General features: G+C 43.6%; 23 protein-coding genes, 1 riboswitch and 1 other annotated feature. All 23 genes read left to right on the top strand.

The window, feature by feature from the left end:
• Window positions 1-28 precede the first annotated feature (28 nt).
• Window positions 29-820, top strand: a complete 792-nt coding sequence (divIB, locus tag KHQ79_RS10625) for a cell division protein DivIB (protein WP_084992560.1) — start codon at window positions 29-31, stop codon at window positions 818-820.
• Window positions 817-1,512 (top strand): DUF881 domain-containing protein, encoded by a 696-nt coding sequence (locus KHQ79_RS10620; protein ID WP_003238685.1) that lies wholly within the window; start codon window positions 817-819, stop codon window positions 1,510-1,512. The genes divIB and KHQ79_RS10620 overlap by 4 nt, the downstream gene beginning before the upstream one ends.
• A 22-nt stretch (window positions 1,513-1,534) precedes the next feature.
• Complete coding sequence (locus KHQ79_RS10615) at window positions 1,535-2,242, top strand: DUF881 domain-containing protein (RefSeq protein ID WP_019258340.1); 708 nt, start codon at window positions 1,535-1,537, stop codon at window positions 2,240-2,242.
• Window positions 2,243-2,259: 17 nt separating this feature from the next.
• The gene (locus KHQ79_RS10610) at window positions 2,260-2,625 is read left to right on the top strand and encodes a small basic family protein (RefSeq protein ID WP_003238683.1); all 366 of its coding nucleotides are present in this window, start codon (window positions 2,260-2,262) and stop codon (window positions 2,623-2,625) included.
• 176 nt (window positions 2,626-2,801) lie between these two features.
• Window positions 2,802-4,124, top strand: a complete 1,323-nt coding sequence (ftsA, locus tag KHQ79_RS10605; RefSeq protein WP_003238682.1) for a cell division protein FtsA — start codon at window positions 2,802-2,804, stop codon at window positions 4,122-4,124.
• 35 nt (window positions 4,125-4,159) lie between these two features.
• Window positions 4,160-5,308: a cell division protein FtsZ gene (gene ftsZ, locus KHQ79_RS10600; protein ID WP_003238681.1), complete on the top strand. Its 1,149-nt coding sequence runs from the start codon at window positions 4,160-4,162 to the stop codon at window positions 5,306-5,308.
• Between the two features lie 302 nt (window positions 5,309-5,610).
• Window positions 5,611-9,912 carry a S8 family peptidase gene (locus tag KHQ79_RS10595; RefSeq protein WP_225515094.1) on the top strand — a complete coding sequence of 1,434 codons (4,302 nt, stop codon included), beginning with the start codon at window positions 5,611-5,613 and terminating at the stop codon, window positions 9,910-9,912.
• A 191-nt stretch (window positions 9,913-10,103) separates the two neighbouring features.
• A complete protein-coding gene (gene spoIIGA / locus KHQ79_RS10590) occupies window positions 10,104-11,033 on the top strand; it encodes a sigma-E processing peptidase SpoIIGA (RefSeq protein ID WP_032732082.1) in 930 nt (309 codons plus the stop codon).
• Window positions 11,034-11,095: 62 nt separating this feature from the next.
• Complete coding sequence (gene sigE, locus KHQ79_RS10585; protein ID WP_003221446.1) at window positions 11,096-11,815, top strand: RNA polymerase sporulation sigma factor SigE; 720 nt, start codon at window positions 11,096-11,098, stop codon at window positions 11,813-11,815.
• Between the two features lie 139 nt (window positions 11,816-11,954).
• Window positions 11,955-12,737: an RNA polymerase sporulation sigma factor SigG gene (gene sigG, locus KHQ79_RS10580; protein WP_009967190.1), complete on the top strand. Its 783-nt coding sequence runs from the start codon at window positions 11,955-11,957 to the stop codon at window positions 12,735-12,737.
• A 152-nt stretch (window positions 12,738-12,889) separates the two neighbouring features.
• Entirely contained in the window at window positions 12,890-13,684 is a 795-nt protein-coding gene (locus tag KHQ79_RS10575) for an ABC transporter ATP-binding protein (RefSeq protein WP_060398584.1), read from the top strand.
• Window positions 13,685-13,696: 12 nt separating this feature from the next.
• Window positions 13,697-13,798, top strand: a riboswitch (TPP riboswitch).
• 86 nt (window positions 13,799-13,884) lie between these two features.
• Window positions 13,885-15,165, top strand: coding sequence for an acetylornithine deacetylase (locus KHQ79_RS10570; RefSeq protein ID WP_119913822.1), 1,281 nt, complete (start codon window positions 13,885-13,887; stop codon window positions 15,163-15,165).
• A gap of 82 nt (window positions 15,166-15,247) precedes the next feature.
• Window positions 15,248-15,493, top strand: a complete 246-nt coding sequence (locus KHQ79_RS10565; RefSeq protein ID WP_003232153.1) for a YlmC/YmxH family sporulation protein — start codon at window positions 15,248-15,250, stop codon at window positions 15,491-15,493.
• A 162-nt stretch (window positions 15,494-15,655) separates the two neighbouring features.
• Window positions 15,656-16,492: a peptidoglycan editing factor PgeF gene (gene pgeF, locus KHQ79_RS10560; RefSeq protein ID WP_119913823.1), complete on the top strand. Its 837-nt coding sequence runs from the start codon at window positions 15,656-15,658 to the stop codon at window positions 16,490-16,492.
• A gap of 6 nt (window positions 16,493-16,498) precedes the next feature.
• A complete protein-coding gene (locus KHQ79_RS10555; RefSeq protein WP_003238669.1) occupies window positions 16,499-17,191 on the top strand; it encodes a YggS family pyridoxal phosphate-dependent enzyme in 693 nt (230 codons plus the stop codon).
• On the top strand, window positions 17,188-17,643 hold the full coding sequence (sepF, locus tag KHQ79_RS10550) for a cell division protein SepF (RefSeq protein ID WP_019258347.1): 456 nt from the start codon (window positions 17,188-17,190) through the stop codon (window positions 17,641-17,643). Before KHQ79_RS10555 ends, sepF begins: the two co-directional genes overlap by 4 nt.
• Before the next feature lie 6 nt (window positions 17,644-17,649).
• Window positions 17,650-17,922 (top strand): YggT family protein, encoded by a 273-nt coding sequence (locus tag KHQ79_RS10545; RefSeq protein ID WP_003221463.1) that lies wholly within the window; start codon window positions 17,650-17,652, stop codon window positions 17,920-17,922.
• Between the two features lie 60 nt (window positions 17,923-17,982).
• The gene (locus tag KHQ79_RS10540) at window positions 17,983-18,756 is read left to right on the top strand and encodes a YlmH family RNA-binding protein (protein ID WP_225515092.1); all 774 of its coding nucleotides are present in this window, start codon (window positions 17,983-17,985) and stop codon (window positions 18,754-18,756) included.
• A gap of 93 nt (window positions 18,757-18,849) precedes the next feature.
• Complete coding sequence (gene divIVA, locus KHQ79_RS10535) at window positions 18,850-19,344, top strand: septum site-determining protein DivIVA (RefSeq protein WP_003221468.1); 495 nt, start codon at window positions 18,850-18,852, stop codon at window positions 19,342-19,344.
• A 62-nt stretch (window positions 19,345-19,406) separates the two neighbouring features.
• Window positions 19,407-19,633, top strand: a binding site (T-box leader).
• Between the two features lie 52 nt (window positions 19,634-19,685).
• Window positions 19,686-22,451 (top strand): isoleucine--tRNA ligase, encoded by a 2,766-nt coding sequence (gene ileS / locus KHQ79_RS10530; protein ID WP_225515090.1) that lies wholly within the window; start codon window positions 19,686-19,688, stop codon window positions 22,449-22,451.
• A 144-nt stretch (window positions 22,452-22,595) separates the two neighbouring features.
• On the top strand, window positions 22,596-22,970 hold the full coding sequence (gene ylyA / locus KHQ79_RS10525) for a sporulation-related RNA polymerase-binding protein YlyA (RefSeq protein WP_003238661.1): 375 nt from the start codon (window positions 22,596-22,598) through the stop codon (window positions 22,968-22,970).
• A gap of 102 nt (window positions 22,971-23,072) precedes the next feature.
• Window positions 23,073-23,537 (top strand): signal peptidase II, encoded by a 465-nt coding sequence (gene lspA / locus KHQ79_RS10520; protein ID WP_003238660.1) that lies wholly within the window; start codon window positions 23,073-23,075, stop codon window positions 23,535-23,537.
• A gap of 1 nt (window position 23,538) precedes the next feature.
• Window positions 23,539-24,450, top strand: a complete 912-nt coding sequence (locus KHQ79_RS10515; protein ID WP_003238658.1) for an RluA family pseudouridine synthase — start codon at window positions 23,539-23,541, stop codon at window positions 24,448-24,450.
• Window positions 24,451-24,584 lie beyond the last annotated feature (134 nt).

Below are 24,584 nucleotides of genomic sequence, written 5' to 3'. Positions count from 1 at the left end.
TGTTTCATTTGAATGAGGTGAACAGGCAATGAACCCGGGTCATGACCGAGAAAAAATCGTAAACATTGAAGAACGGATTCCTAAAATTAAAGAGCAGAGGAAACAGAAGGCAAACCGCCGTCTCATTTCATTTATTATGCTCTTTTTTATTATGGTGCTGATCATCGTGTACCTGCAGACGCCAATCAGTAAAGTATCAACCATCTCTGTTACAGGGAATGAAAATGTATCCAAAAAGGAAATTATCGAGCTTTCCGATATTAACAGCGGAGATACTGAGTTTTGGAGTTTGGACAAGAAAAAAACAGAAAAGAAGATTCAGCAAAATAAATTAGTAAAAAAAGCGGAGATCAGCAAATCGCTTCCTAATAAAATCAACATTGCGATCGAAGAGTATAAAGCGATTGCTTATTTAGAAAAAGACAATGTGTACTATGAAGTGCTTGAAAACGGATCAGTTCTGCCAAACGAAGTAACGCCGGAGGATGCCGGACCGATTTTGGTCAATTGGACAAACGCGAAAAAGCGGTCTCAAATGGCCAAGCAGCTCGATGCTTTGTCAAATTCTTTAAAACAGTCAATTTCAGAAATTTATTACACGCCTGTAAAAATGGATGAAAACCGTATTAAATTGTATATGAACGACGGTTATGTTGTCACTGCGTCTATTAAAACCTTTGCAGACCGAATGAAAACGTATCCTTCTATCATTTCACAGCTTAGCAGCAATAAGAAAGGCATTATTCATTTAGAAGTTGCCACCTATTTTGAAGAGTTTGGAAAAAACAATAAAGCTGCTAAAAAGGAAGATGAAAATTGAGGGGCAAATCAGCAGTCCTTCTTTCTTTGATTATGCTTATCGCAGGCTTTTTGATCTCATTTTCTTTTCAAATGACAAAAGAAAACAACAAAAGCGCGGCTGAGACGGAAGAATGGAAAAAAGAATATGCGCTGAGAGATGAACTCCTGAAACAGGAGAAAGAAAATAAGAATCTTGAAAAAGAATTGTATCAAAAGCAAAACAAAGTCCGTCAGGCGGAAAATAAGCTGAAGAAAGAAAAGACGGAATACTATAACGTCCTCGAAGATACAGAAAAGTACAGAATGTATATTGGGGAAGTCGGTGTGCAGGGAGAAGGCGTTGAGGTGACCTTGGAAGATGCGTCGTACATACCGGAAGGGGAGAATGTGAACAGTTACATCGTTCACGAAAGCCATATCTTTCAAGTGGTAAACGAACTGTATATTTCGGGGGCGGCGGCCGTCGCCGTTAATGGCCAGCGTTTGACACATGATTCCTATATCAAGTGCAACGGTCCTGTTGTAACGGTAGACGGGGTACAGCATCCGGCTCCGTTTACGATATCCGCTATTGGAGATCCTGATGTTCTGCTGCCTTCGTTAAATATAGCAGGAGGCCTGATCGATCAGCTGTCAATGGATCATATTTCTGTTACCGCAGAAAAAGAGAAAAACGTACAAATGAAACCGATTCTGAAAACGAAGGAATGACTGAAAAAGCGGGTGAAACAGATTGAAAATAAAGCGTTCCTTCATAAGCATCAGTGTGCTTATGGTCATCTTCGGCCTCATGATATCTGTTCAGTTTAACTCGTTAAAGCATCCTAAAGTCCGAGATACAAGAGATATGTGGGATATAAGAGAAGAGCTGACATCAGAGCAGAAGAAGCAGGAAAAGCTGCTGGCTGAAATAAACAAATATGATAAACTGCTGAATAGTTATTCGCAAAGTAAAGAAATGACAAAAGAAACCGCGCTCAATAATACCTTGCAAACCTTAAAAAAAACAGCAGGCATGACCGATATAACAGGTAGCGGAATTGTCATCACCATTTCCCCGCTTTTTTCTGAAAGCTTAACAGGAGAGCCGATCGAAAATCCTCCTCCGGATTTGCTGAAGAAGCTGATCAATGAACTCAACTCCTTTGGTGCAGAGCATATCTCGATTAATGAGCGAAGAGTTGTGAATCATACAGTCATAAGGGATATAAACGGCACAACAAAAATAGACGGATACGGCCTTGACGATTATCCTTTAACAGTAAAAGTGCTCGCCGAAGATCCGGACATGCTGTACAGCAGAGTGAAGGGGTCCGGCCTTGAGGATCTTTTTGCATCTGAAAATTTAGCATTAAAAGCCGGTAAATCTAAAAGCGAGCTGACATTAAAAGCATACGACAGACCATTGGACGTACAACAGCTGAAACCGCTTAAAGACTGAAAAGGAGGAGAATTGTCATGTGGCTGCCCGTGCTGGGACTGGTGCTCGGAATAGCGATTGGACTGATGACAAACTTAACGATACCGAGTGAATACTCAAACTATTTATCGCTTGCGGTGCTCGCCGCACTTGATACATTAATCGGCGGAATCAGGGCGCATTTACAAGGTACATATGATGAAATGGTATTTGTTTCCGGTTTCTTTTTTAATATTATATTGGCAATAAGTTTAGCTTTTCTGGGAGTCCATCTTGGTGTAGACTTGTATTTAGCAGGTATATTTGCATTTGGAGTCAGATTATTTCAGAATATAGCTGTTATTAGAAGAAATCTACTAACAAAGTGGACTCTTTCTAAAAAAAATAAAAAAAATGTGATATAAAAGAGGATATACATAGGATATAACGAATATTTTCAATAAACATAAAATGTGAAAAGCACATAAGGAATATTCTGTTGTGATATTTTTTGTTACACACTTGTAAAGCCACATTCATTGTATTGTTGTTCCGCAAATAATAGAATAGAAATGATCGAAATGTGAGGAGGTGCCATAGAATGAACAACAATGAACTTTACGTCAGTCTTGACATCGGTACGTCCAATACAAAAGTGATCGTCGGAGAAATGACAGATGATTCCCTTAATATTATCGGTGTGGGAAATGTACCGTCTGAAGGGTTGAAAAAAGGCTCAATCGTTGATATAGATGAGACCGTTCATTCTATAAGAAAAGCGTTTGACCAAGCTGAAAGAATGGTAGGTTTTCCGCTTAGAAAAGCTATTGTCGGCGTTAATGGAAATTATATCAATATTCAAGATACAAACGGTGTTGTAGCAGTTTCCAGTGAGAATAAAGAAATTCAAGTTGAAGATGTACGCCGTGTCATGGAGGCGGCACAGGTTGTTTCAGTACCGCACGAACAGCTGATTGTCGACGTCATTCCTAAACAGTTTATCGTAGATGGAAGAGATGAAATCACCGACCCGAAAAAAATGCTGGGTGTGCGTTTAGAAGTAGAAGGCACCCTGATCACCGGTTCAAAAACAATCTTACATAACTTGCTTCGCTGTGTTGAAAGAGCCGGTATTGAAATAACTGATATATGTCTTCAGCCGCTGGCAGCCGGTTCTGCTGCATTGTCAAAGGACGAGAAAAATCTTGGTGTGGCTCTCATTGATATAGGAGGAGGGTCAACAACCATTGCCGTGTTCCAGAACGGACATCTCACTTCTACCCGTGTCATTCCTCTCGGAGGCGAAAATATCACCAAAGATATCTCCATCGGATTGAGAACGTCAACAGAAGAAGCAGAACGCGTGAAAAAGCAATTTGGACATGCCTACTATGACGAAGCCTCGGAAGATGAAGTATTTGAGGTAACCGTTATAGGCACCAATCAAAAACAAACATTTACACAGCAGGAAGCAGCGAATATCATTGAAGCAAGAGTAGAAGAAATTCTTGAAATTGTTTCAGAAGAGCTTCGCAGTATGGGAATTACCGATCTGCCGGGAGGCTTCGTGCTGACAGGGGGACAAGCAGCAATGCCGGGTGTCATGTCATTGGCACAGGATGTGCTGCAAAACAATGTCAGAGTGGCAAGCCCGAATTATATCGGTGTAAGAGATCCTCAATATATGACGGGAGTGGGTCTGATCCAATTCGCCTGCCGAAATGCAAGAATCCAAGGCAGAAAAATAGGCTTTAAGATGCCTGAAGAAGCGATACAGGAAATTGCAGTCTCATCATCAGAGGAACAAGAGCAGCATCACCACCAGAATGAGGTGCAGCAGCGGCCAAAAGGAAAACAAAAAACACAAGCCGAACATAATAAACAGAGCAAAATGAAAAAACTATTAAGCATGTTTTGGGAATAGATAGATAGTCATTCGGCAGATTAGGAGGATTTAGCATGTTGGAGTTCGAAACAAACATAGACGGCTTAGCATCAATTAAAGTAATCGGAGTAGGAGGCGGCGGTAACAACGCTGTCAACCGAATGATTGAAAATGAAGTGCAAGGAGTAGAGTACATCGCGGTAAATACGGACGCTCAAGCTCTTAACCTGTCAAAAGCAGAAGTGAAAATGCAAATCGGCGCAAAGCTGACAAGAGGATTGGGAGCAGGTGCGAATCCGGAAGTCGGAAAAAAAGCCGCTGAAGAAAGCAAAGAGCAGATTGAAGAAGCGTTAAAAGGCGCTGACATGGTATTCGTGACAGCTGGTATGGGCGGCGGAACAGGAACAGGTGCTGCACCGGTTATCGCACAAATCGCGAAAGACTTAGGCGCATTAACAGTCGGAGTTGTTACAAGACCGTTTACATTTGAAGGACGCAAAAGACAGCTTCAGGCTGCAGGCGGAATCTCAGCAATGAAAGAAGCGGTGGATACACTGATCGTGATCCCGAACGACCGAATTCTGGAAATTGTTGATAAAAACACGCCGATGCTTGAAGCATTCCGTGAAGCTGATAACGTACTCCGTCAAGGGGTTCAAGGTATTTCAGACTTGATTGCTACACCTGGTCTTATCAACCTTGACTTTGCTGATGTGAAAACAATCATGTCAAACAAAGGATCTGCTTTGATGGGTATCGGTATTGCGACTGGAGAAAACCGCGCGGCAGAGGCTGCGAAAAAAGCAATCTCCAGCCCGCTTCTTGAAGCGGCCATTGACGGTGCGCAAGGTGTCCTCATGAACATCACTGGGGGAACAAACCTCAGCTTATATGAAGTTCAGGAAGCAGCAGACATTGTCGCTTCTGCGTCTGACCAAGACGTAAACATGATTTTCGGTTCTGTTATTAATGAAAATCTAAAAGATGAGATTGTGGTGACAGTGATTGCAACTGGTTTTATCGAACAAGAGAAGGACGTCACGAAACCCCAGCGTCCAAGCTTAAACCAAAGCATCAAAACACATAACACAAGTGTTCCAAAGCGTGAACCAAAACGTGAGGAGCCTCAGCAACAAAACACAGTAAGCCGTCACACGTCACAGCCGGCTGATGATACGCTTGACATCCCGACATTCTTAAGAAACCGTAATAAACGCGGCTAATGTAAAGGACAAAATCGTTTTCGATTTTGTCCTTTTTGTTTTTCTCCAAAACTTTTCTTCTTGTAAAGTCTTTTTCCCTATGTCTTCCTTCACAGAATAACAAATCAGCCTATTAGACCTATTCTTATTTCATGACGATTTTATCATTTTCATATATATGGAAATCGAATGACATAAAACGACAATATCTGTAATACAGATTGTCTACAGTTAACGTACAGCGATGTTCTGACAAACCATTCACTTTTTAAAAGGAGGGACGACATTTTTTTACAAAGCATTTTGAAAAAAGGGGGATAAAAATGAGGAAAAAAACGAAAAACAGACTCGTTAGCTCTGTTTTAAGTACGGTTGTTATCGGTTCACTGCTGTTTCCGGGTGCAGCCGGGGCAAGCAGCAAAGGCGCCTCAACTTCTGTTAAACAGGAGCTTCAATCTGCTGAATCCATTCAGAACAAGATCTCAAGTTCATTAAAGAAAAGCTTTAAAAAGAAAGAAAAAACGACCTTTCTGATTAAATTTAAGGATCAAGCTGACACAGAAAAAGCGGCAAAAGCAGCTGTCAAAAAAGCAAAATCGAAGAAGCTGACTGCCGCTAAGACGGAATATCAAAAGCGTTCTGCCGTTGTGTCATCCTTAAAAGTCACAGCCAATGAATCACAGCAAGACGTCTTAACATACTTGAACAGCCAGAAAAATAAAGGAAATGCAGACCAGATCCACTCTTATTATGTGGTGAATGGGATCGCTGTTCATGCCTCAAAAGAGGTTATGGAAAAAGTAGCGCAGTTCCCCGAAGTGGAAAAGGTGCTTCCAAATGAGAAACGGCAGCTTTTTAAGTCATCCTCCCCATTTAATATGAAAAAAGCGCAAAAAGCAGTCAAAGCAACCGACGGTGTGGAATGGAATATAGACCAAATCGACGCCCCGAAAGCTTGGGAACTTGGATACGATGGAACTGGCACAGTTGTCGCGTCTATTGATACTGGTGTGGAATGGAACCATCCGGCATTAAAAGAGAAATATCGCGGATATAATCCGGAAAATCCTGATGAGCCTAATAATGAAATGAACTGGTATGATGCCGTAGCAGGCGAAGCAAGCCCTTATGATGATCTGGCTCATGGGACCCACGTGACAGGTACGATGGTGGGATCTGAACCCGATGGAACAAATCAAATCGGTGTAGCGCCTGGCGCAAAATGGATTGCTGTAAAAGCGTTCTCCGAAGAGGGCGGCACTGATGCTGACATTTTGGAGGCGGGTGAATGGGTTTTAGCTCCAAAGGATGCAGAGGGCAATCCTCACCCGGAAATGGCTCCTGATGTTGTCAATAACTCATGGGGCGGGGGCTCAGGACTTGATGAATGGTACAGAGATATGGTCAATGCCTGGCGTGCGGCCGATATTTTCCCTGAGTTTTCAGCGGGGAATACGGATCTCTTTATTCCGGGCGGACCTGGTTCTATCGCAAACCCGGCAAACTATCCGGAATCGTTTGCAACTGGCGCGACTGATATTAACAAAAAGCTCGCTGACTTTTCTCTTCAAGGGCCATCTCCATATGATGAAATAAAGCCGGAAATTTCTGCACCGGGCGTAAATATCCGGTCTTCCGTTCCCGGCCAGGCATATGAGGACGGATGGAACGGCACATCAATGGCAGGACCGCATGTGTCTGCTGTTGCTGCACTGCTGAAACAGGCGGATGCCTCACTTTCTGTCGATGAGATGGAGGATATATTAACGAGCACGGCTGAACCACTGACGGATTCAACATTTCCTGATTCTCCGAATAACGGATACGGTCATGGTTTGGTGAACGCTTTTGATGCTGTATCAGCTGTTACAGATGGTTTAGGAAAAGCAGAAGGACAAGTTTCTGTAGAGGGAGATGATCATGAGCCTCCTGTCTATCAGCATGAGAAAGTAACAGAAGCCTATGAAGGCGCCAGCCTGCCGCTGACTTTGACAGCTGAAGACAATGTGAGTGTGACGTCTGTAAAACTGTCCTATAAGCTGGATCAAGGTGAATGGACAGAAGTAACGGCTAAACGAATCAGCGGTGATCACCTGAAAGGAACGTATCAGGCAGAGATTCCAAACATTAAAGGAGCTGCACTAAGCTATAAGTGGATGGTTCAGGATTTTGGCGGCCATGTCGTTGAGTCTGACACATACGATGTAACTGTGAAGCCAAGCATCACGGTGGGATACAAGCAGGACTTTGAAGCTGCACCCGGCGGCTGGATTGCAAGCGGAACAAATAATAACTGGGAATGGGGAGTTCCGTCTTCAGGTCCAACTACAGCAGCATCGGGAGAAAAAGTATACGGAACAAACCTGGCAGGAAACTATGATAATTCAGCAAACATGAATCTCGTGATGCCTCCCGTTGAAGTGCCGGATTCAGGAAACCTGTTTCTTCAATTTAAAAGCTGGCACAATTTAGAGCATGATTTTGATTACGGTTACGTTTTTGTTCTTCCGGAAGGCGAAAAGAATTGGGAGCAGGCTGGTGTCTATAATGGAAAGACATCAAGCTGGACGGATGAAGAAATTGATTTATCCGCTTATAAAGGTCAAAACATTCAAGTGATGTTTAACCTTCAATCAGATGAAAGCATAGCAAAAGAGGGCTGGTACATTGATGATGTAGAGCTTTCTGACAAATCGGCCGGAAAAACAGCCAAGAAGAATAAGCTGGGCGTCGAAAAGCCTTCAGGAAAGCAAAAGAAAAAGCCAGTGAACCCGAAAAAGGCTAAGCCATCTGCAAACACAGCGGTAAAAAATCAGAGTAAAGATATACAGCCTCAGGTTTTGCCGATCAGGGCACAAGTCAGTGTCGTGGAAACAGGAAAATCAACATATTCAGATCAATCCACAGGGCAGTACACGCTGACACACAAAGCGGGAGATTATACGCTTAAGGCAGAAGCGTATGGTTATCAATCGAAAACCCAAAAAGTTTCTCTGCAGGCAGATCAGACGACACAAGCTAATTTTACGTTAGAGGAAATGAAGAAGGGGACATTAAAAGGCACAGTCATTAATAAAACGACAGGAGAGCCGGTAAAAGGCGCCACCGTCTATGTTATAGAGGATGCTGCAGTTGAACCTGCTACAACAAACGACAAAGGTGAATATACGCTTGAGGCCTATGAAGGCGCCTATACGATTAAAGTCGCTGCACCGGGTTATTACAGCGATGAATTTACCGTTGATTTAAAAGGTGATGTTACGAAGGAAACTGTACTGAAGCCTTTCGTCGGTTATCCGGGTGAGATTGCATATGATGACGGAACGGCGGAAAATGCCAATTCCTATTTTGCAGCAGGTAACGGATGGGCGGTAAAAATGACGTTGGCTGACGGCAAGGACAAAGGCATGCTTACAGGAGGACTGTTCAGATTCTGGGATACAGAGTTCCCTGATCCTGGCGGCACCGAGTTTAAGGTTGAGGTATACGATGCTACAGGAGAAGACGGAGCACCAGGCAAAAAAATTGCCGGGCCATTTAACGCCGAAGCCCTTCGCAATGGCGAATGGACCAAGGTAGATCTCAGTTCAAAAGGGATTATGGTCGATAAAGACTTTTATCTCGTGTATATCCAGTCAAAACCTGATCCGTATTCACCTGGACTGGCAATGGATGAAACCGGTCAGAATTCTGGCCGCAACTGGCAGTATATAGATGGACAATGGCAGCCAGGTGACGAAGCGGACGGCAACTATATGATTCGCGCATTAGTTGATTATGAAGCTGCTGTACCTGAAATTACTTCACCGGCAGACAAATCGTACACAAACAAGGAGAACGTTACTGTAAAAGGAAAAGCCTCTCCTGGTACAACAGTACACATTTATAATGGAGAGAAAGAAGCAGGAGAAACGAAAGCTGCTGCGGATGGCACCTTCCAGGCAGGCATCTCACTCAGCAAGGGTGAAAATAAGCTGACGGCCACGGCATCAACAGACAACGGAACTACGGATGCCTCCAGCCCTGTTACAGTCACGCTTGATCAAGTCAAGCCTGAATTGACGCTGGACAATCCAAAGGATGGCGAGAAAACAAATAAAGAAGCACTGACTGTCAAAGGGGCTGTATCCGATGACAATCTGAAAGAAGTCAAGGTGAATGGCAAAAAAGCAACGGTTACAGATGGTTCATACTCAGCCCGTGTTCTCTTGGAGAACGGAAGCAATGAAGTCAAGGTGACTGCCTCTGACTTGGCGGGCAACAAAACGACGAAAAAGGCAGTCATTGACGTTAACTTTGACAAGCCTGTCATTTCCGGATTGATCCCTGGAGAGGACAAAACCTTAAAAGCCGGTGAATCTGTGAAAATCGCTTTCTCAAGCGCTGAAGATTTGGATGCAACGTTTGTCATTCGCCTGCCGCTGACAAATGCAAGGGCGAGTGTGCAAAACGCCACCGAGCTCCCGCTAAGAGAAATTTCTCCGGGGAGATATGAAGGCTATTGGACAGCCACTTCTTCTATTAAAGCAAACGGAGCAAAAGTAGAAGTGATTGTACGAGATGAGTATGGAAATGAAACTAGAAAAACAGCGAATGGAAAACTTTATATCAATACTGAAAATTAAGTGTAAAAAAGCTGCCGTCACAGGCAGCTTTTTTATATACTCTCATTTATTTCCTCGACAAATTAAGCAGATATCCCTGAAAAATTGTATTTTCCTCTCAACATTAATTGACAGACTTTCCCACAGAGCTTGCTTTATACTTATGAAACAAGAAGGGGAACAGCGTGATGCAAGAAAGAAAGGAGTCAGATGTGAAAATCTATTTAGATGTCATTTGGCTGTTAAACTTTTGTTTTGATGCACTTTTACTTTTGCTCACGGCATTTATTTTAAAACGTCATGTGAAAAAAAGAAGACTGATAGGCGGAGCGTTCATCGGTTCAAGTATTGTCCTTTTGATGTTTACTCCTTTTTCGCCGATCGTTGAACATCCGGCCGGGAAGCTGGCTTTTTCAGTTGTGATTGTGATGGTGACATTTGGATTTAAAAGATTTCGTTATTTCTTTCAAAATTTGTTTTCCTTTTATTTTGCCACTTTTTTAATGGGGGGAGGAATTATCGGAGCTCATTCTTTGCTGCAGTCACATTCCGTTGTTCGAAACGGTGTCATGATCACCAATCAAACAGGGTTTGGAGACCCAATCAGCTGGTTGTTTATTGTTGCTGGCTTTCCAGCGTTATGGTTTTTTTCTAAGAGAAGAATTGACGACATTGAAACAAAAAACATTCAATATGAGGAACGAGTCAGCGTACAGGCGGATTTGGGCGGTCAAACGCTTCATGTCAGAGGGTTGATTGATTCCGGTAATCAGTTGTACGATCCTCTTACAAAAACGCCGGTTATGATTATTTACATTGATAAACTGGAGCCGATTTTCGGAGCGGCTGAAACGATGATCATTCGAAACACAGATCCATTGGAAGCGATTGAACAGCTCGATGATTCATTTCGTTTTTTAGATAAAATGAGGCTGATTCCATACAGGGGGGTAGGGCAGCAAAATCAATTTTTATTATGCATTAAACCGGATCACGTAACGATAATGACAAAAGAAGAAATGGTTTCTGCGGATAAATGCTTAATCGGCATCAGCACAACAAAGCTATCGGCAGATGGAGAGTTTGACGCGATTATTCATCCGAAAATGCTTTCGGGCAAGGCCATCAAACACGTTTCATAATGTTCGCAAATGTCCGTTACTTATCATACTCAAACGACGTGACATTTAGAAGGGAGAGGAAGATGAAAAAACTGAAATTGCGACTGACGCACCTCTGGTATAAGCTGCTGATGAAACTTGGATTGAAAAGTGATGAAGTCTATTACATAGGCGGGAGTGAAGCGCTGCCGCCGCCATTATCTAAAGATGAGGAGCAGGTTCTGTTAATGAAGCTCCCAAACGGTGATCAGGCGGCTCGCGCCATTTTGATTGAACGCAATCTGCGTCTGGTCGTCTATATCGCACGGAAATTTGAAAATACAGGAATTAATATAGAGGATTTAATCAGCATCGGCACCATCGGATTAATTAAAGCTGTGAATACATTCAATCCAGAAAAGAAAATCAAGCTGGCGACCTATGCCTCACGGTGTATAGAAAATGAAATCCTGATGTATTTAAGAAGAAACAATAAAATTCGTTCAGAGGTTTCCTTTGATGAGCCGCTTAATATTGATTGGGATGGCAATGAGCTTTTGCTTTCTGACGTACTCGGCACTGACGATGACATCATCACAAAAGATATAGAAGCCAACGTAGATAAAAAACTCTTAAAAAAAGCGCTTGAACAGCTCAATGAGAGAGAAAAGCAAATCATGGAGCTGCGGTTTGGGCTTGTCGGTGAAGAAGAAAAAACCCAAAAGGATGTAGCGGATATGATGGGGATTTCACAGTCCTATATTTCGCGGCTTGAGAAAAGAATTATAAAAAGATTGAGAAAAGAGTTCAACAAAATGGTGTAAAATTTTTTATGGTTATAACCCCTTGATTTTACAGGGATTTCCTGATTTCGACTGTTTTTCGGTCTGAGTGCAGTGCATATTTTTCCCACCCAAGGAGATACTTAACGTTGTACAGCAGCTCCTGTAGGGAGGGAAAAAAGTGTCTAGGAATAAAGTCGAAATCTGCGGGGTGGATACCTCCAAATTACCAGTACTCAAGAATGAAGAGATGAGAAAGCTGTTTAGGCAGCTGCAGGATGAAGGCGATGATTCAGCCAGAGAAAAGCTTGTAAACGGGAACTTGCGTCTTGTCTTAAGTGTCATTCAAAGATTTAATAACAGAGGGGAGTATGTTGATGACTTATTTCAGGTCGGCTGCATCGGACTAATGAAATCCATTGATAATTTTGACCTAAGCCACAATGTTAAGTTTTCAACATACGCTGTACCTATGATTATCGGAGAGATCCGCAGGTATTTACGCGATAATAACCCGATCCGTGTTTCAAGATCGCTTCGGGACATCGCTTACAAGGCGCTTCAGGTAAGAGAGCGGTTAATCAGTGAGACAAGCAAGGAGCCGACTGCAGAAGACATCGCAAAAGTTCTTGAGGTACCGCATGAGGAAATCGTATTTGCGCTTGATGCCATCCAGGATCCGGTTTCTCTATTTGAACCGATCTATAACGACGGGGGAGACCCGATCTATGTGATGGACCAAATCAGTGATGAGCGCAATACAGATTCACAATGGATTGAAGAGCTGGCTTTAAAAGAGGGCATGAGAAGGCTGAATGATAGGGAAAAAATGATTTTGAGAAAGCGCTTCTTCCAAGGGAAAACACAAATGGAAGTAGCCGAGGAAATCGGGATTTCCCAAGCCCAGGTGTCCAGGCTTGAAAAAGCGGCTATCAAACAAATGAATAAGAATATTCATCAATAGTGAAATGAAAAGCCTTTAAAACAATTTATGTTTTAAAGGCTTTTCTATTGATTGCGGGTTGTTTACGTTTTGGAAAAAATAAGGTATCCTAGTCCGTACGAAGTTTTATGAAAATTAAAACAATTATAATAGAAGTTTAGAGGAGGACCACGATGATTTTGCAGCTTGACAATGTCTCACTAAAACGAAATGGAAAATGGATACTGAGGGATATTCATTGGAAGGTGGAGGAAAAGGAAAATTGGGTCCTTTACGGATTAAATGGTGCCGGAAAGACAGCGCTGTTAAATATGCTTTGCTCATATTACTTTCCAACATCAGGCGAGATGCAGGTGCTTGGCCATGAATTTGGAAAAACCGAGCTTGGGGAGAAGCTCAGACGGAAAATTGGCCTCGTCTCAGCGGGTCTTCAGCAAAAATTGTATCCGGCAGATTCAGCCTTTGAGATTGCGTTGAGCGGAGCTTACGCTTCGATAGGATTATATGAAACGCCAAGTGCGGAAATCAGGGAAAAAGCGATTGGTTTGTTAGAGGATTTGGGTGCAATAGAATATGCCGACCGACGCTATGAAACCCTTTCTCAAGGAGAAAAACAAAGAGCCTTGATTGCAAGAGCGCTAATGGCCGATCCGGAGCTGCTGATATTGGACGAACCGGTCACAGGGCTGGATTTTATTGCCCGGGAAAAGCTGTTAGACACGATTACATATATTGCAAACAAAGAAAAAGCGCCATCGATCCTTTATGTGACACATCATGCGGAAGAAATTTTACCGGTCTTTGACAAAGCCCTTTTGTTAAAACAGGGAGAGGTCTTTAGCTCAGGAGAAATAAAGGAAATGCTCACTGATCACATACTTTCCGCTTTTTTTGATACGCCAATCCATGTATTATGGAATCAGGATCGGCCGTTTTTAACAAGAGCCGAGCCGATAACGAATGCCTGACAAACACATATAGATTCATCCTAGGGGTGCTTTGCGAAGCTGAGAGAGACATTGTCTCAACCCTTTTGACCTGATCTGGATCATGCCAGCGGAGGGAAGCGGTGAAATAGCGGAGTACATAGGACTCTGTTTGTTTTTACTAAGCCGTTTCATAACATTTGAAACGGCTTTTTGATTTTTAAGAATAGGAGCGGATCACATTGAATCAACAAATAGACTCTCTGTTAAAAAAGGTGGAAGATCAAAAGGAGGAGCTTATTCAGCTGGCAAAAACGCTGATTTCTTATCAAACACCTGCACCGCCTGCAAGAAATACAGACGGCATTCAGTCATGGATTGCTCGGTTTTTAAATGAAATGGGATTCTCGATCGACAAATGGGACGTGTACCCGGGAGATCCCAATGTTGTAGGCCTGCTAAAGGGAACAGATGCAGCAGACTATCATAGCTTGATCATCAATGGTCATGTAGATGTGGCAGAGGTAAAAGAGGATGAGGATTGGGAGCATGCTCCGTTTCATCCAATTGAAAAAAACGGTTTCTTAATCGGACGGGGTGCTTCTGATATGAAAGGCGGAATGGCGTGTGTGCTGTTTGCGGTCAAATTGATTCGTGAAGCCGGCATTGAACTTCCCGGTGATTTGATTCTGCAATCGGTTATCGGGGAGGAAGTTGGAGAAGCCGGTACGCTTGAGTGCTGTAAGAGGGGCTATCGCGCTGATTTTGCAGTTGTCGCAGATACGAGCGATATGCATATTCAAGGCCAAGGCGGTGTCATTACAGGCTGGATCGAAATCAAAAGCAGTCAAACGTTTCATGATGGGACGAGGCGGAATATGATTCATGCAGGCGGAGGAACATTCGGGGCAAGCGCAATTGAAAAAATGGCAAAAATCATTGCGGGGCTCGGTGAACTTGAGCGCCACTGGTCCATTATGAAAAGTTATCCCGGCTTTAAACCAGGCACAAATACGATTAACCCGGCTGTCATTGAAGGCGGCAGACATGCGGCTTTTATAGCGGACGAGTGCCGGCTGTGGATCACAGTCCATTTTTACCCGAATGAAACCCATGACCAAGTGGCAGCGGAAATAGAAGATTACATCAATCGGCTGAGTGACAGTGATATTTGGCTTAGGGAAAACCGCCCTGTTTTTAAGTGGGGAGGCTCATCTATGATTGAAGACAGAGGAGAAATTTTTCCGGCACTGGAAGTTGATCCTGGCCACCCAGGCGTCTCAGCGCTTACTGTGTCTCATGAGAAAGTGAAACGGGAGCGCCCAGTTATGGACGTTTCTCAATCCGTTACAGACGGGGGATGGCTGTATAATGCCGGCATTCCATGCGTGATATACGGTCCCGGCGATCTGCACAATGCACACTCCGTAAACGAGGAGGTATCGATTGAGCAGCTGGTAGATTATACAAAAATCATGCTCGATTTTATCATCAGCTGGTGCAGCCGTAAAAAAGAACAGTGATCATGAAAATTTCTTCTTGCTGACAAGGTTCAGCCCGCCCGTTCATATACTGGAAAAAAGGACGGAAAAAGGACGTGATGGGATGATCAGCATTTCTGAATTTCAGGTGAAGGATGTCGTCAATGTCTCAAACGGAAAAAAGCTGGGGAGCATTGGTGATATAGATATCAATGTGACCACTGGAAAAATTCAGGCGATCATACTGGGAGGAAATGGGAAGGTTCTCGGTTTTTTTGGAAAGGAAGAGGAATTGGTCATTCCATGGCGAAATATAGTAAAAATCGGGGAAGACGTGATCTTGGTCCGATTAAGTGAACCGCATGCATAACCTGCTTTGTCTGCCGCGGATTGGCAAATGCCGGAAGTCTCGATTCTTCCGGCACATTTCATTTAGAAATATGCAAATCGGCGCTCAACGAATGCAGAAAGATGTGGTAAAATAAGTGGGAAATTCCGCTTTTTTAAATGTTTGTCGAAAGGTTGGATCATCATGAATACATATCACCCATTCAGTCTTACCACACCCTCGACACTCATGATACAAGACTGGACACAAACGAATCAAAACAACAGAGAAGTCATTGCCGGATTTACTACGAAAAACGGCGGTGTCAGCCAAAAGCCTTTTGAATCGTTAAATACAGGATTGCACGTTCATGACAAAGATGCAGATGTAGTTAAAAATCGTGAATATATTGCCGATATGTTTAATATTGATTTGCAGTCTTGGGTATTTGCTGATCAGACACATGATAATCGCGTTCAGAAAGTGACGCAGAGGGATAGGGGAAAAGGCGCCCGTGAGTATCACACGGCTTTAAAAGCAACGGACGGGCTCTACACAAATGAAAAGAATGTGTTTTTGGCATTATGCTTTGCTGATTGTGTGCCTCTTTTCTTTTATGATCCGGTTAAATCGCTTGTCGGAGTCGCCCATGCCGGGTGGAAAGGCACTGTCAAACAGATTGGCAGAGAAATGGTGAAGCAATGGACCGAGCAGGAAGGTTCAAAGCTCTCAGATATTTATGCTGTTATCGGACCGTCTATCAGCGGAGCATGCTATACGGTTGACGACCGTGTCATGGATGCTGTCCGCGCATTGCCAATTACAGCAGAACGTGCTGTAAATCAGACGGGACAGGGACAATATCAGCTTGATCTGAAAGAGCTGAACCGCCTCATACTGATCGACAGCGGTTTGGCAAATGAACAGATTTCTGTCAGCGGTTTATGCACGGAAAGTGAGCAGTCGCTTTTCTATTCTCACCGCCGCGATCAGGGGAAAACTGGACGGATGATGTCCTTTATCGGAATGAAGGAGGCATAAAAGATCTTGCGTGTTGTTGATAATTTACGACATATAAACGAACGAATAAACGAAGCATGTAACAGATCGGGCCGCAGCTCCGATGAAGTTACGGTTATTGCTGTCACAAAATATGTATCGCCTGAAAGAGCACAGGAGGCAGTGGATGCGGGCATCACCTGCCTCGGAGAGAATCGGGACGCGGAACTGCTCCGCAAACAGGAAATGATGAAAGGGAATCCTGAATGGCATTTTATCGGCAGTCTTCAATCAAGAAAAGCAAAAGCTGTCGTCAATGCGGTTTCCTATATCCATTCCTTAGACCGGCTCTCATTAGCGAAAGAAATTGAAAAACGGGCTGAAGGTACTGTCCAATGCTTTGTGCAGGTCAATACCTCTCTTGAGCCTTCTAAACACGGCATGAAAAAAGAAGAAGTCATTCCCTTCATACAGGAGCTTTCCGGTTTCGAACACATCGTTGTGGCCGGACTGATGACAATGGCTCCGCTGACTGATGATCAAGATCAGATCAGAAGCTGTTTCCGGGCGCTGAGAGAACTCCGTGACCAGGTTCAGGAGCTGAAACAGCCAAACGCTCCGTGTACTGAACTGTCGATGGGCATGTCAAATGATTTTGAAATTGCAATTGAAGAAGGGGCTACTTATATTAGAATCGGCTCATCGTTAGTCGGAAATGAAACAGGGGGTGTACAGCAATGAGTATGAAAAATAAACTGAAAAACTTTTTCTCGATGGATGAGGAAGAATACGAATACGAATATATTGAGACAGAGCGGGAGTCTCAAGAAGAGCATGAGCAAAAAGAAAAGCCGGCTTATGCCGCAAACAAACCTGCGGGCAAACAGAATGTAGTGAGCTTGCAAAGTGTTCAGAAATCCTCTAAAGTGGTGTTGAGTGAGCCGCGCGTTTATGCGGAGGCGCAGGAAATAGCCGACCATTTGAAAAACCGGCGGGCAGTCGTCGTCAATCTTCAACGGATACAGCATGACCAGGCTAAGCGGATTGTTGACTTTTTAAGCGGAACCGTTTATGCCATCGGCGGCGATATTCAAAGAATCGGCTCGGATATTTTCCTCTGCACGCCTGACAACGTAGATGTATCAGGCACAATTTCTGAGCTCATATCTGAAGACGAACATCAGAGGTGGTAAAGCGAGATGATCCTTTATCAAGTTTTTTCGGTTTTAAGCTTATTAATTACAATATACTCATTTGCCCTGATCATATATATTTTTATGTCATGGGTGCCGAGTACGAGGGAAACGGCAGTCGGGCGTTTTTTAGCTTCGATTTGTGAACCATATCTCGAACCATTCAGAAAAATCATCCCTCCGATCGCAATGCTGGATATTTCACCGATCGTAGCTATACTTGTGCTTCGGTTTGCGACAACCGGCTTGTGGGGGCTTTATCGCATGATTGCGTTTTAAAGTGACAGTTTGATAGGGGCTTGGCAGCAGCCAAGCCTCTTTACATAGAAGGGAAAGACGATGAGCGATATCTATCAGCACTTCAGAAAAGACGAGCGGGCCTTTATTGATCAGGCGCTCGAATGGAAAAGTATTGTCCAGGAGCAGTACCGGATGAAACTGACTGACTTTTTAGATCCCCGAGAGCAGGTCATCCTCTCTGCTGTTACCGGACAGGCAGATGTTGGGCTTGCTTTTTCCGGCGGCTATGACAGAGCGGAGCGGAAACGGGCGATCCTCTATCCAGAGTACATCATTCCGGAAGAATCGGATTTTGAACTGCAGGCGTTTAACGTCCGTTATGCTGAAAAGTTTGTCACAGTAGACCACCGTTCTCTCCTAGGTGCATTAATGGGTATAGGCTTAAGGCGGCAAAAGTTTGGTGACATCGTGTTTTCTGAGACATCAGTGCAATTGATTGTCTCAGCCGATACCGCTGATTTTGTGGCTGCACAGCTGACCCAAGCAGGCAAAGCTGCGGTCAGCCTAGAGAAAATTGACTTGTCAGACCTTAACATTCCGGCAATAGATGTCGAAATAAGAGATGACACGGTTTCTTCTTTAAGGCTTGACGCCGTCTGCGCCTCTATGAGCAGGCAATCCCGCCAGAAATCACAGACGCTCGTGAAAAACGGACTCGTGAAAGTGAACTGGAAGGTAGTTGAAGATCCTTCATATATGGTAGCAGAAGGGGACATGCTCTCTATCAGAGGTTTTGGACGATGCAGCTTAACAAAAATCGAAGGAAAAACCAAAAAAGACAAATGGAGAGTTACGTTTGAACGACAAAAATAGTCGGTTTTTCAGTTTTTTTCTCCATCTGTGCGAAATTTGTTTTATAATGTGAACTAGATAACCGTACTGAAATGTAAAAATGGAGGTGGCATAATGCCATTAACGCCAAATGATATTCACAACAAGACGTTTACAAAAAGCTTTCGCGGATATGATGAAGATGAAGTAAATGAATTCCTAGCGCAAGTCAGAAAAGATTATGAAATTGTTCTCCGTAAGAAAACTGAGCTTGAAGCGAAAGTCAATGAACTTGATGAAAGAATCGGACACTTTGCCAATATTGAAGAAACGCTGAATAAATCGATTTTAGTTGCTCAAGAAGCGGCTGAAGACGTAAAACGCAATTCTCAAAAAGAAGCAAAGCTGATCGTTCGGGAAGCGGAGAAAAACGCTGATCGCATTATCAACGAATCTTTATCAAAATCAAGAAAAATTGCAATGGAAATTGAAGAGCTGAAAAAACAGTCTAAAGTTTTCAGAACACGTTTCCAAATGCTGATTGAAGCACAGCTCGATCTTCTGAAAAATGACGATTGGGATCATCTGCTTGAGTATGAAGTCGACGCGGTATTTGAGGAAAAGGAATAAATTCTCTGATTATCTTGACATTATCTTAGCTTGTCGAATATAATACGTTCATAAATTCAGATGAAAAGACGGTTGAAAGGGACAGTCATGTTTCCTTCAGGCCTTCATAGCGACCCGGAGATGGTGAGAGCCCGGGATGGCCGGAATCATGTAGATCAGCCCTTAAGTTTCCTTTCTGAACTCACAGTAGGTTAGGACGTTCATCACGTTACGATGCTCGAGAGGAAAAAGCGTATGCTGGCTTTTTCTAAAAGGGTGGTACCGCGAGATAAGCTTTCTCGTCCCTTATGGGATGAGAGGGCTTTTTTTATTTTCTGAAAAAATGCAGTGGAGGAATGAAAATGGATTTTAAAGACACGCTCTTAATGCCGAAAACAGATTTCCCGATGCGAGGGAATTTGCCAAACCGTGAGCCTGACATTCAAAAGAAATGGGAGGAACAGGATATCTACCGTCTTGTGCAGGAACGGACGAAAGACCGCCCGAAATTTGTTTTACATGACGGACCTCCGTATGCAAACGGCGACATCCATATGGGCCACGCGCTTAACAAGATCTTGAAGGATTTCATTGTCCGTTACAAATCAATGAGCGGTTACAACGCGCCGTATGTACCAGGCTGGGATACACATGGATTGCCGATTGAAACAGCTCTTACAAAAAACAAAAAAGTCAACCGCAAAGAAATGTCAGTAGCGGAATTCCGCAAGCTGTGTGAAGAGTACGCCTGGAAGCAAATCGAGGGGCAGCGTGAGCAGTTCAAACGCCTTGGTGTCCGCGGTGACTGGGAAAACCCGTATGTGACATTAAAACCGGAATACGAAGCGCAACAAATCCGCGTATTTGGTGAGATGGCAAAACGAGGCTACATTTATAAAGGCCTTAAACCGGTTAACTGGTCACCTTCAAGTGAGTCTGCTTTGGCTGAAGCTGAGATTGAATATCAAGATAAACGTTCAGCATCTATTTACGTTGCTTTCGGTGTGAAAGACGGAAAAGGCGTTCTTGAAAACGGTGAGCGTATCATCATTTGGACAACAACGCCTTGGACAATTCCGGCGAACCTCGGAATTTCAGTGCACCCTGATCTTGAGTACAGCGTGGTTGCAGTTGGTGAAGACCGCTTTGTCGTAGCAAGTGCTTTAGTCGAAAATGTTGCATCTGCATGCGGATTTGATCAATATGAAGTGACAAGAACGATTAAAGGGAAAGACCTTGAGAACATTATCGCTGAACACCCGCTCTATGGCAGAGACTCACTCGTTATGCTAGGCGAGCACGTAACAACTGATGCCGGAACAGGCTGTGTTCATACAGCGCCCGGACACGGAGAAGATGACTTTATCATCGGTCAAAAATACGGTTTAGATGTGCTTTGCCCAGTTGATGAAAAAGGTGTAATGACAAGTGAAGCTCCTGGCTTTGAAGGCATGTTCTATGATGATGCGAACAAAGCGATCACACAGCAGCTTGATGAAAAAGGCGCGCTTGTGAAGCTTGAATTCATTACTCACTCTTATCCGCACGATTGGAGAACAAAGAAACCAACCATTTTCAGAGCGACAGCGCAATGGTTTGCGTCTATTAAAGATTTCAGATCAGACCTGCTGGATGCCATTAAAGAAACCAAATGGGTTCCTGAATGGGGCGAGCAGCGTTTGCACAACATGGTGCGTGACCGCGGAGACTGGTGTATTTCCAGACAGCGTGCGTGGGGTGTTCCGATTCCGGTATTTTATGCCGAAAACGGAGAACCGGTTATTACAGATGAAACCATTGAACATGTTTCTGAATTGTTCAGACAGCACGGCTCAAACATTTGGTTTGAAAAAGAAGCGAAGGATCTTCTTCCGGAAGGCTTTACGCATCCTGGCAGCCCTAACGGCATATTTACAAAAGAACAGGACATCATGGATGTTTGGTTTGATTCAGGCTCTTCCCATCAAGCGGTGCTTGAAGAACGTGAAGACCTCGTTCGCCCGGCTGATTTATATCTAGAAGGATCAGACCAATACCGCGGCTGGTTTAACTCATCTCTTTCTACAGCAGTAGCCGTAACAGGAAAAGCGCCATATAAAGGTGTGCTCAGCCATGGATTTGCACTGGATGGAGAAGGACGCAAGATGAGTAAATCAATCGGTAACGTCGTTGTTCCAGCTAAAGTCATGAAACAGCTCGGTGCCGACATCTTGAGATTATGGGTGTCTTCAGTTGATTATCAGGCGGACGTTCGTGTGTCTGACGCAATTCTGAAGCAGGTTGCTGAAGTATACCGTAAAATCCGCAATACGTTCCGTTTCCTTCACGGCAACCTATTCGATTTTGATCCAAAAACGAATGCGGTGGCTGTCGAAGATCTTCGCGAAGTGGATCAGTATATGCTGATTAAGCTGAACAAACTGATTGATAAAGTGAAAAAAGCGTATGATGAGTACGAATTTGCGGTTGTGTATCACAGCATCCATAATTTCTGCACAATCGAATTGAGCTCATTCTATCTTGATTTCGCAAAAGATATTGTGTACATCGAGCATGCGGATCATCCGGATAGACGCAGCATGCAGACAGTATTCCATGAAACGCTTCTTGCATTAGTGAAGCTTTCAGCGCCGATTCTTCCTCATACGGCTGACGAATTATGGTCTCATTTAACATTTGTCGAAGAGCAAAGCGTTCAGCTGGCAGACATGCCGGAAACAATTGCGGTTCCAAACAGCGAAGCGACAGAAGATAAATTTGACCGCTTTATGGCTATTCGTGATGATGTACTAAAAGCGTTAGAAACTGCGCGGAATGAAAAAATTATCGGTAAATCATTGGAAGCGAACCTGAAATTGTATCCAAACAAAGAAAACCAAGAGCTCTTGGCTTCCATTAAAGAAAATCTTTCTCAGCTGTTTATTGTTTCTGAACTAACAATCAGCGAAGAAAATGAAGCGCCGAACGATGCGCAAAGCTTCGAGACAGGCAAAATTGCTGTCGAGAAAGCGGAAGGCGAAATGTGTGAGAGATCCCGTGTGATCTCAAAAGATGTAGGCGCGAATCCGAAATACCCTACACTTTCACTGCGAAACGCAGAAATCGTTGAAAAATACTATCAAAAATAATGAAAAATAGTCCGGCGTTAAAGCCGGGCTTTTTTTGTGCCAAGAGTGACATCGTTTAGAACGGCAGGAAAAATCTTATGGGCTTTAGATCATCATTCACAGGCAACACTATAGGTACTACGTTAAGAGCAGGAGTTGTGATGAATGAATGATCAACTGACCGCAATTTATACGGAACTTCTTCTGATGAAAGAAGAATTACAGTCGAGATTATTTGAGTATTCTTGCTTTCAGGTTTCAACAAGCCCGCAAGCAGCAATCAATCATAAACAAAAAGCAACTCTGATCTATCACATTAAAGAAGAGCTACAAGACGTTCTCCTCGCATTGTCCAAAATCGAAAACGGCACATTCGGATACTGTGAAGAAACCGGGGCTCCCATTCCTCTTTCAAAACTGGCGGTGTTGCCGACTGCCCGAACAGCAAACGATTTTCTTTATTCTGTCCAATTCGAAAAAAAAACGCTTCCGCTGTGGAAATCAACCGATATCGAATATGGTCAGGCACTGTATGAATAACAGTGTCTGGCCAGTTTATATGCCTGATATTTCTTTACTCCAGTGCTTTTTATTGATAAAATGCATAATGGATTAAAGTAACCGTAAACTGGAGGAACGTTTGTGCTGTATTATGTGATTGCACTACTTATTATTGCAGCCGATCAATTGACAAAATGGCTTGTTGTTAAAAACATGGAGCTTGGACAAAGCATTCCGATCATTGATCAGGTATTCTATATCACCTCCCATCGCAATACGGGTGCTGCATGGGGGATATTAGCCGGTCAGATGTGGTTTTTCTACCTCATTACAACCGCGGTTATTATTGGCATTGTTTATTACATACAGCGTTATACAAAAGGACAAAGGCTTCTTGGTGTGGCCCTCGGACTTATGCTTGGCGGTGCCATCGGCAACTTCATCGACCGGGCTGTCAGACAGGAAGTTGTGGATTTTATCCATGTCATTATTGTGGATTATAATTACCCGATTTTTAACATCGCGGACTCGTCACTATGTGTCGGCGTAATGCTTTTATTTATACAAATGCTGTTGGACAGCGGGAAAAAGAAAAAGGAGCAATAGCATGAATCAAATTGATATAACCGCTTCAGAAGAACAAAAAAGTGAGCGGATTGATAAATTTCTGGCATCGACTGAAAATGATTGGTCGAGAACCCAGGTGCAGCAATGGGTGAAAGACGGACAAGTTGTCGTGAACGGAAGCCCTGTAAAATCGAATTATAAAATTCAGCCGGGTGATCAGGTGACCGTCACCGTACCTGAGCCGGAAGCGCTCGACGTGCTGGCAGAACCTATGGATCTGGATATTTATTATGAAGACCAGGATGTGCTGGTCGTCAATAAACCTCGCGGAATGGTTGTGCACCCAGCCCCTGGGCATCTTACGGGTACGCTTGTAAACGGTCTTATGGCTCATTGTACGGACCTTTCCGGAATAAATGGCGTGATGCGTCCGGGGATCGTTCACAGAATCGATAAGGACACGTCCGGCTTATTAATGGTAGCGAAAAATGATATGGCGCATGAGTCTCTCGTGAACCAATTGGTCAACAAAACGGTCACGCGGAAATATACGGCAGTTGTCCACGGGCTTATTTCTCACGATGACGGCACAATTGATGCACCGATTGGACGAGACAAGAAAGACCGTCAAAGCATGACTGTGACGCGTGATGGCAAAAACGCCGTCACTCATTTTCATGTGCTTGAGCGTTTTCAGGATTTTACGTTGGTAGAATGCCAGCTTGAAACAGGGAGAACGCATCAAATTCGTGTTCATATGAAATATATCGGATTTCCATTAGCAGGCGATCCAAAATACGGTCCAAGAAAAACGATCGATTTTAACGGCCAGGCCCTTCACGCCGGAATTTTAGGTTTTGATCATCCTCGTACCGGTGAATATGTCGAATTTGAAGCGCCGCTCCCGGAGGATATGGCAGAATTAATCGAAAACCTCAGAAAAAACGGTTGACAGACTGTTTCTTTTCTGAAATAATAAATGAAGCTCAATAGATTCTTTAAAACAGTCCAGAGAGGCTGAGAAGGATAACGGATAGACGGGATGCGTGTATATGCGCGCACCTTGTCCTAAAACCCCTCTATGCT

It is taken from the genome of Bacillus sp. TSO22, assembly GCF_020223595.1.
In the GTDB taxonomy this organism is placed as follows: Bacteria; Bacillota; Bacilli; order Bacillales; family Bacillaceae; genus Bacillus; species Bacillus inaquosorum.
This window is presented reverse-complemented; position numbering and strand designations above follow the sequence as displayed.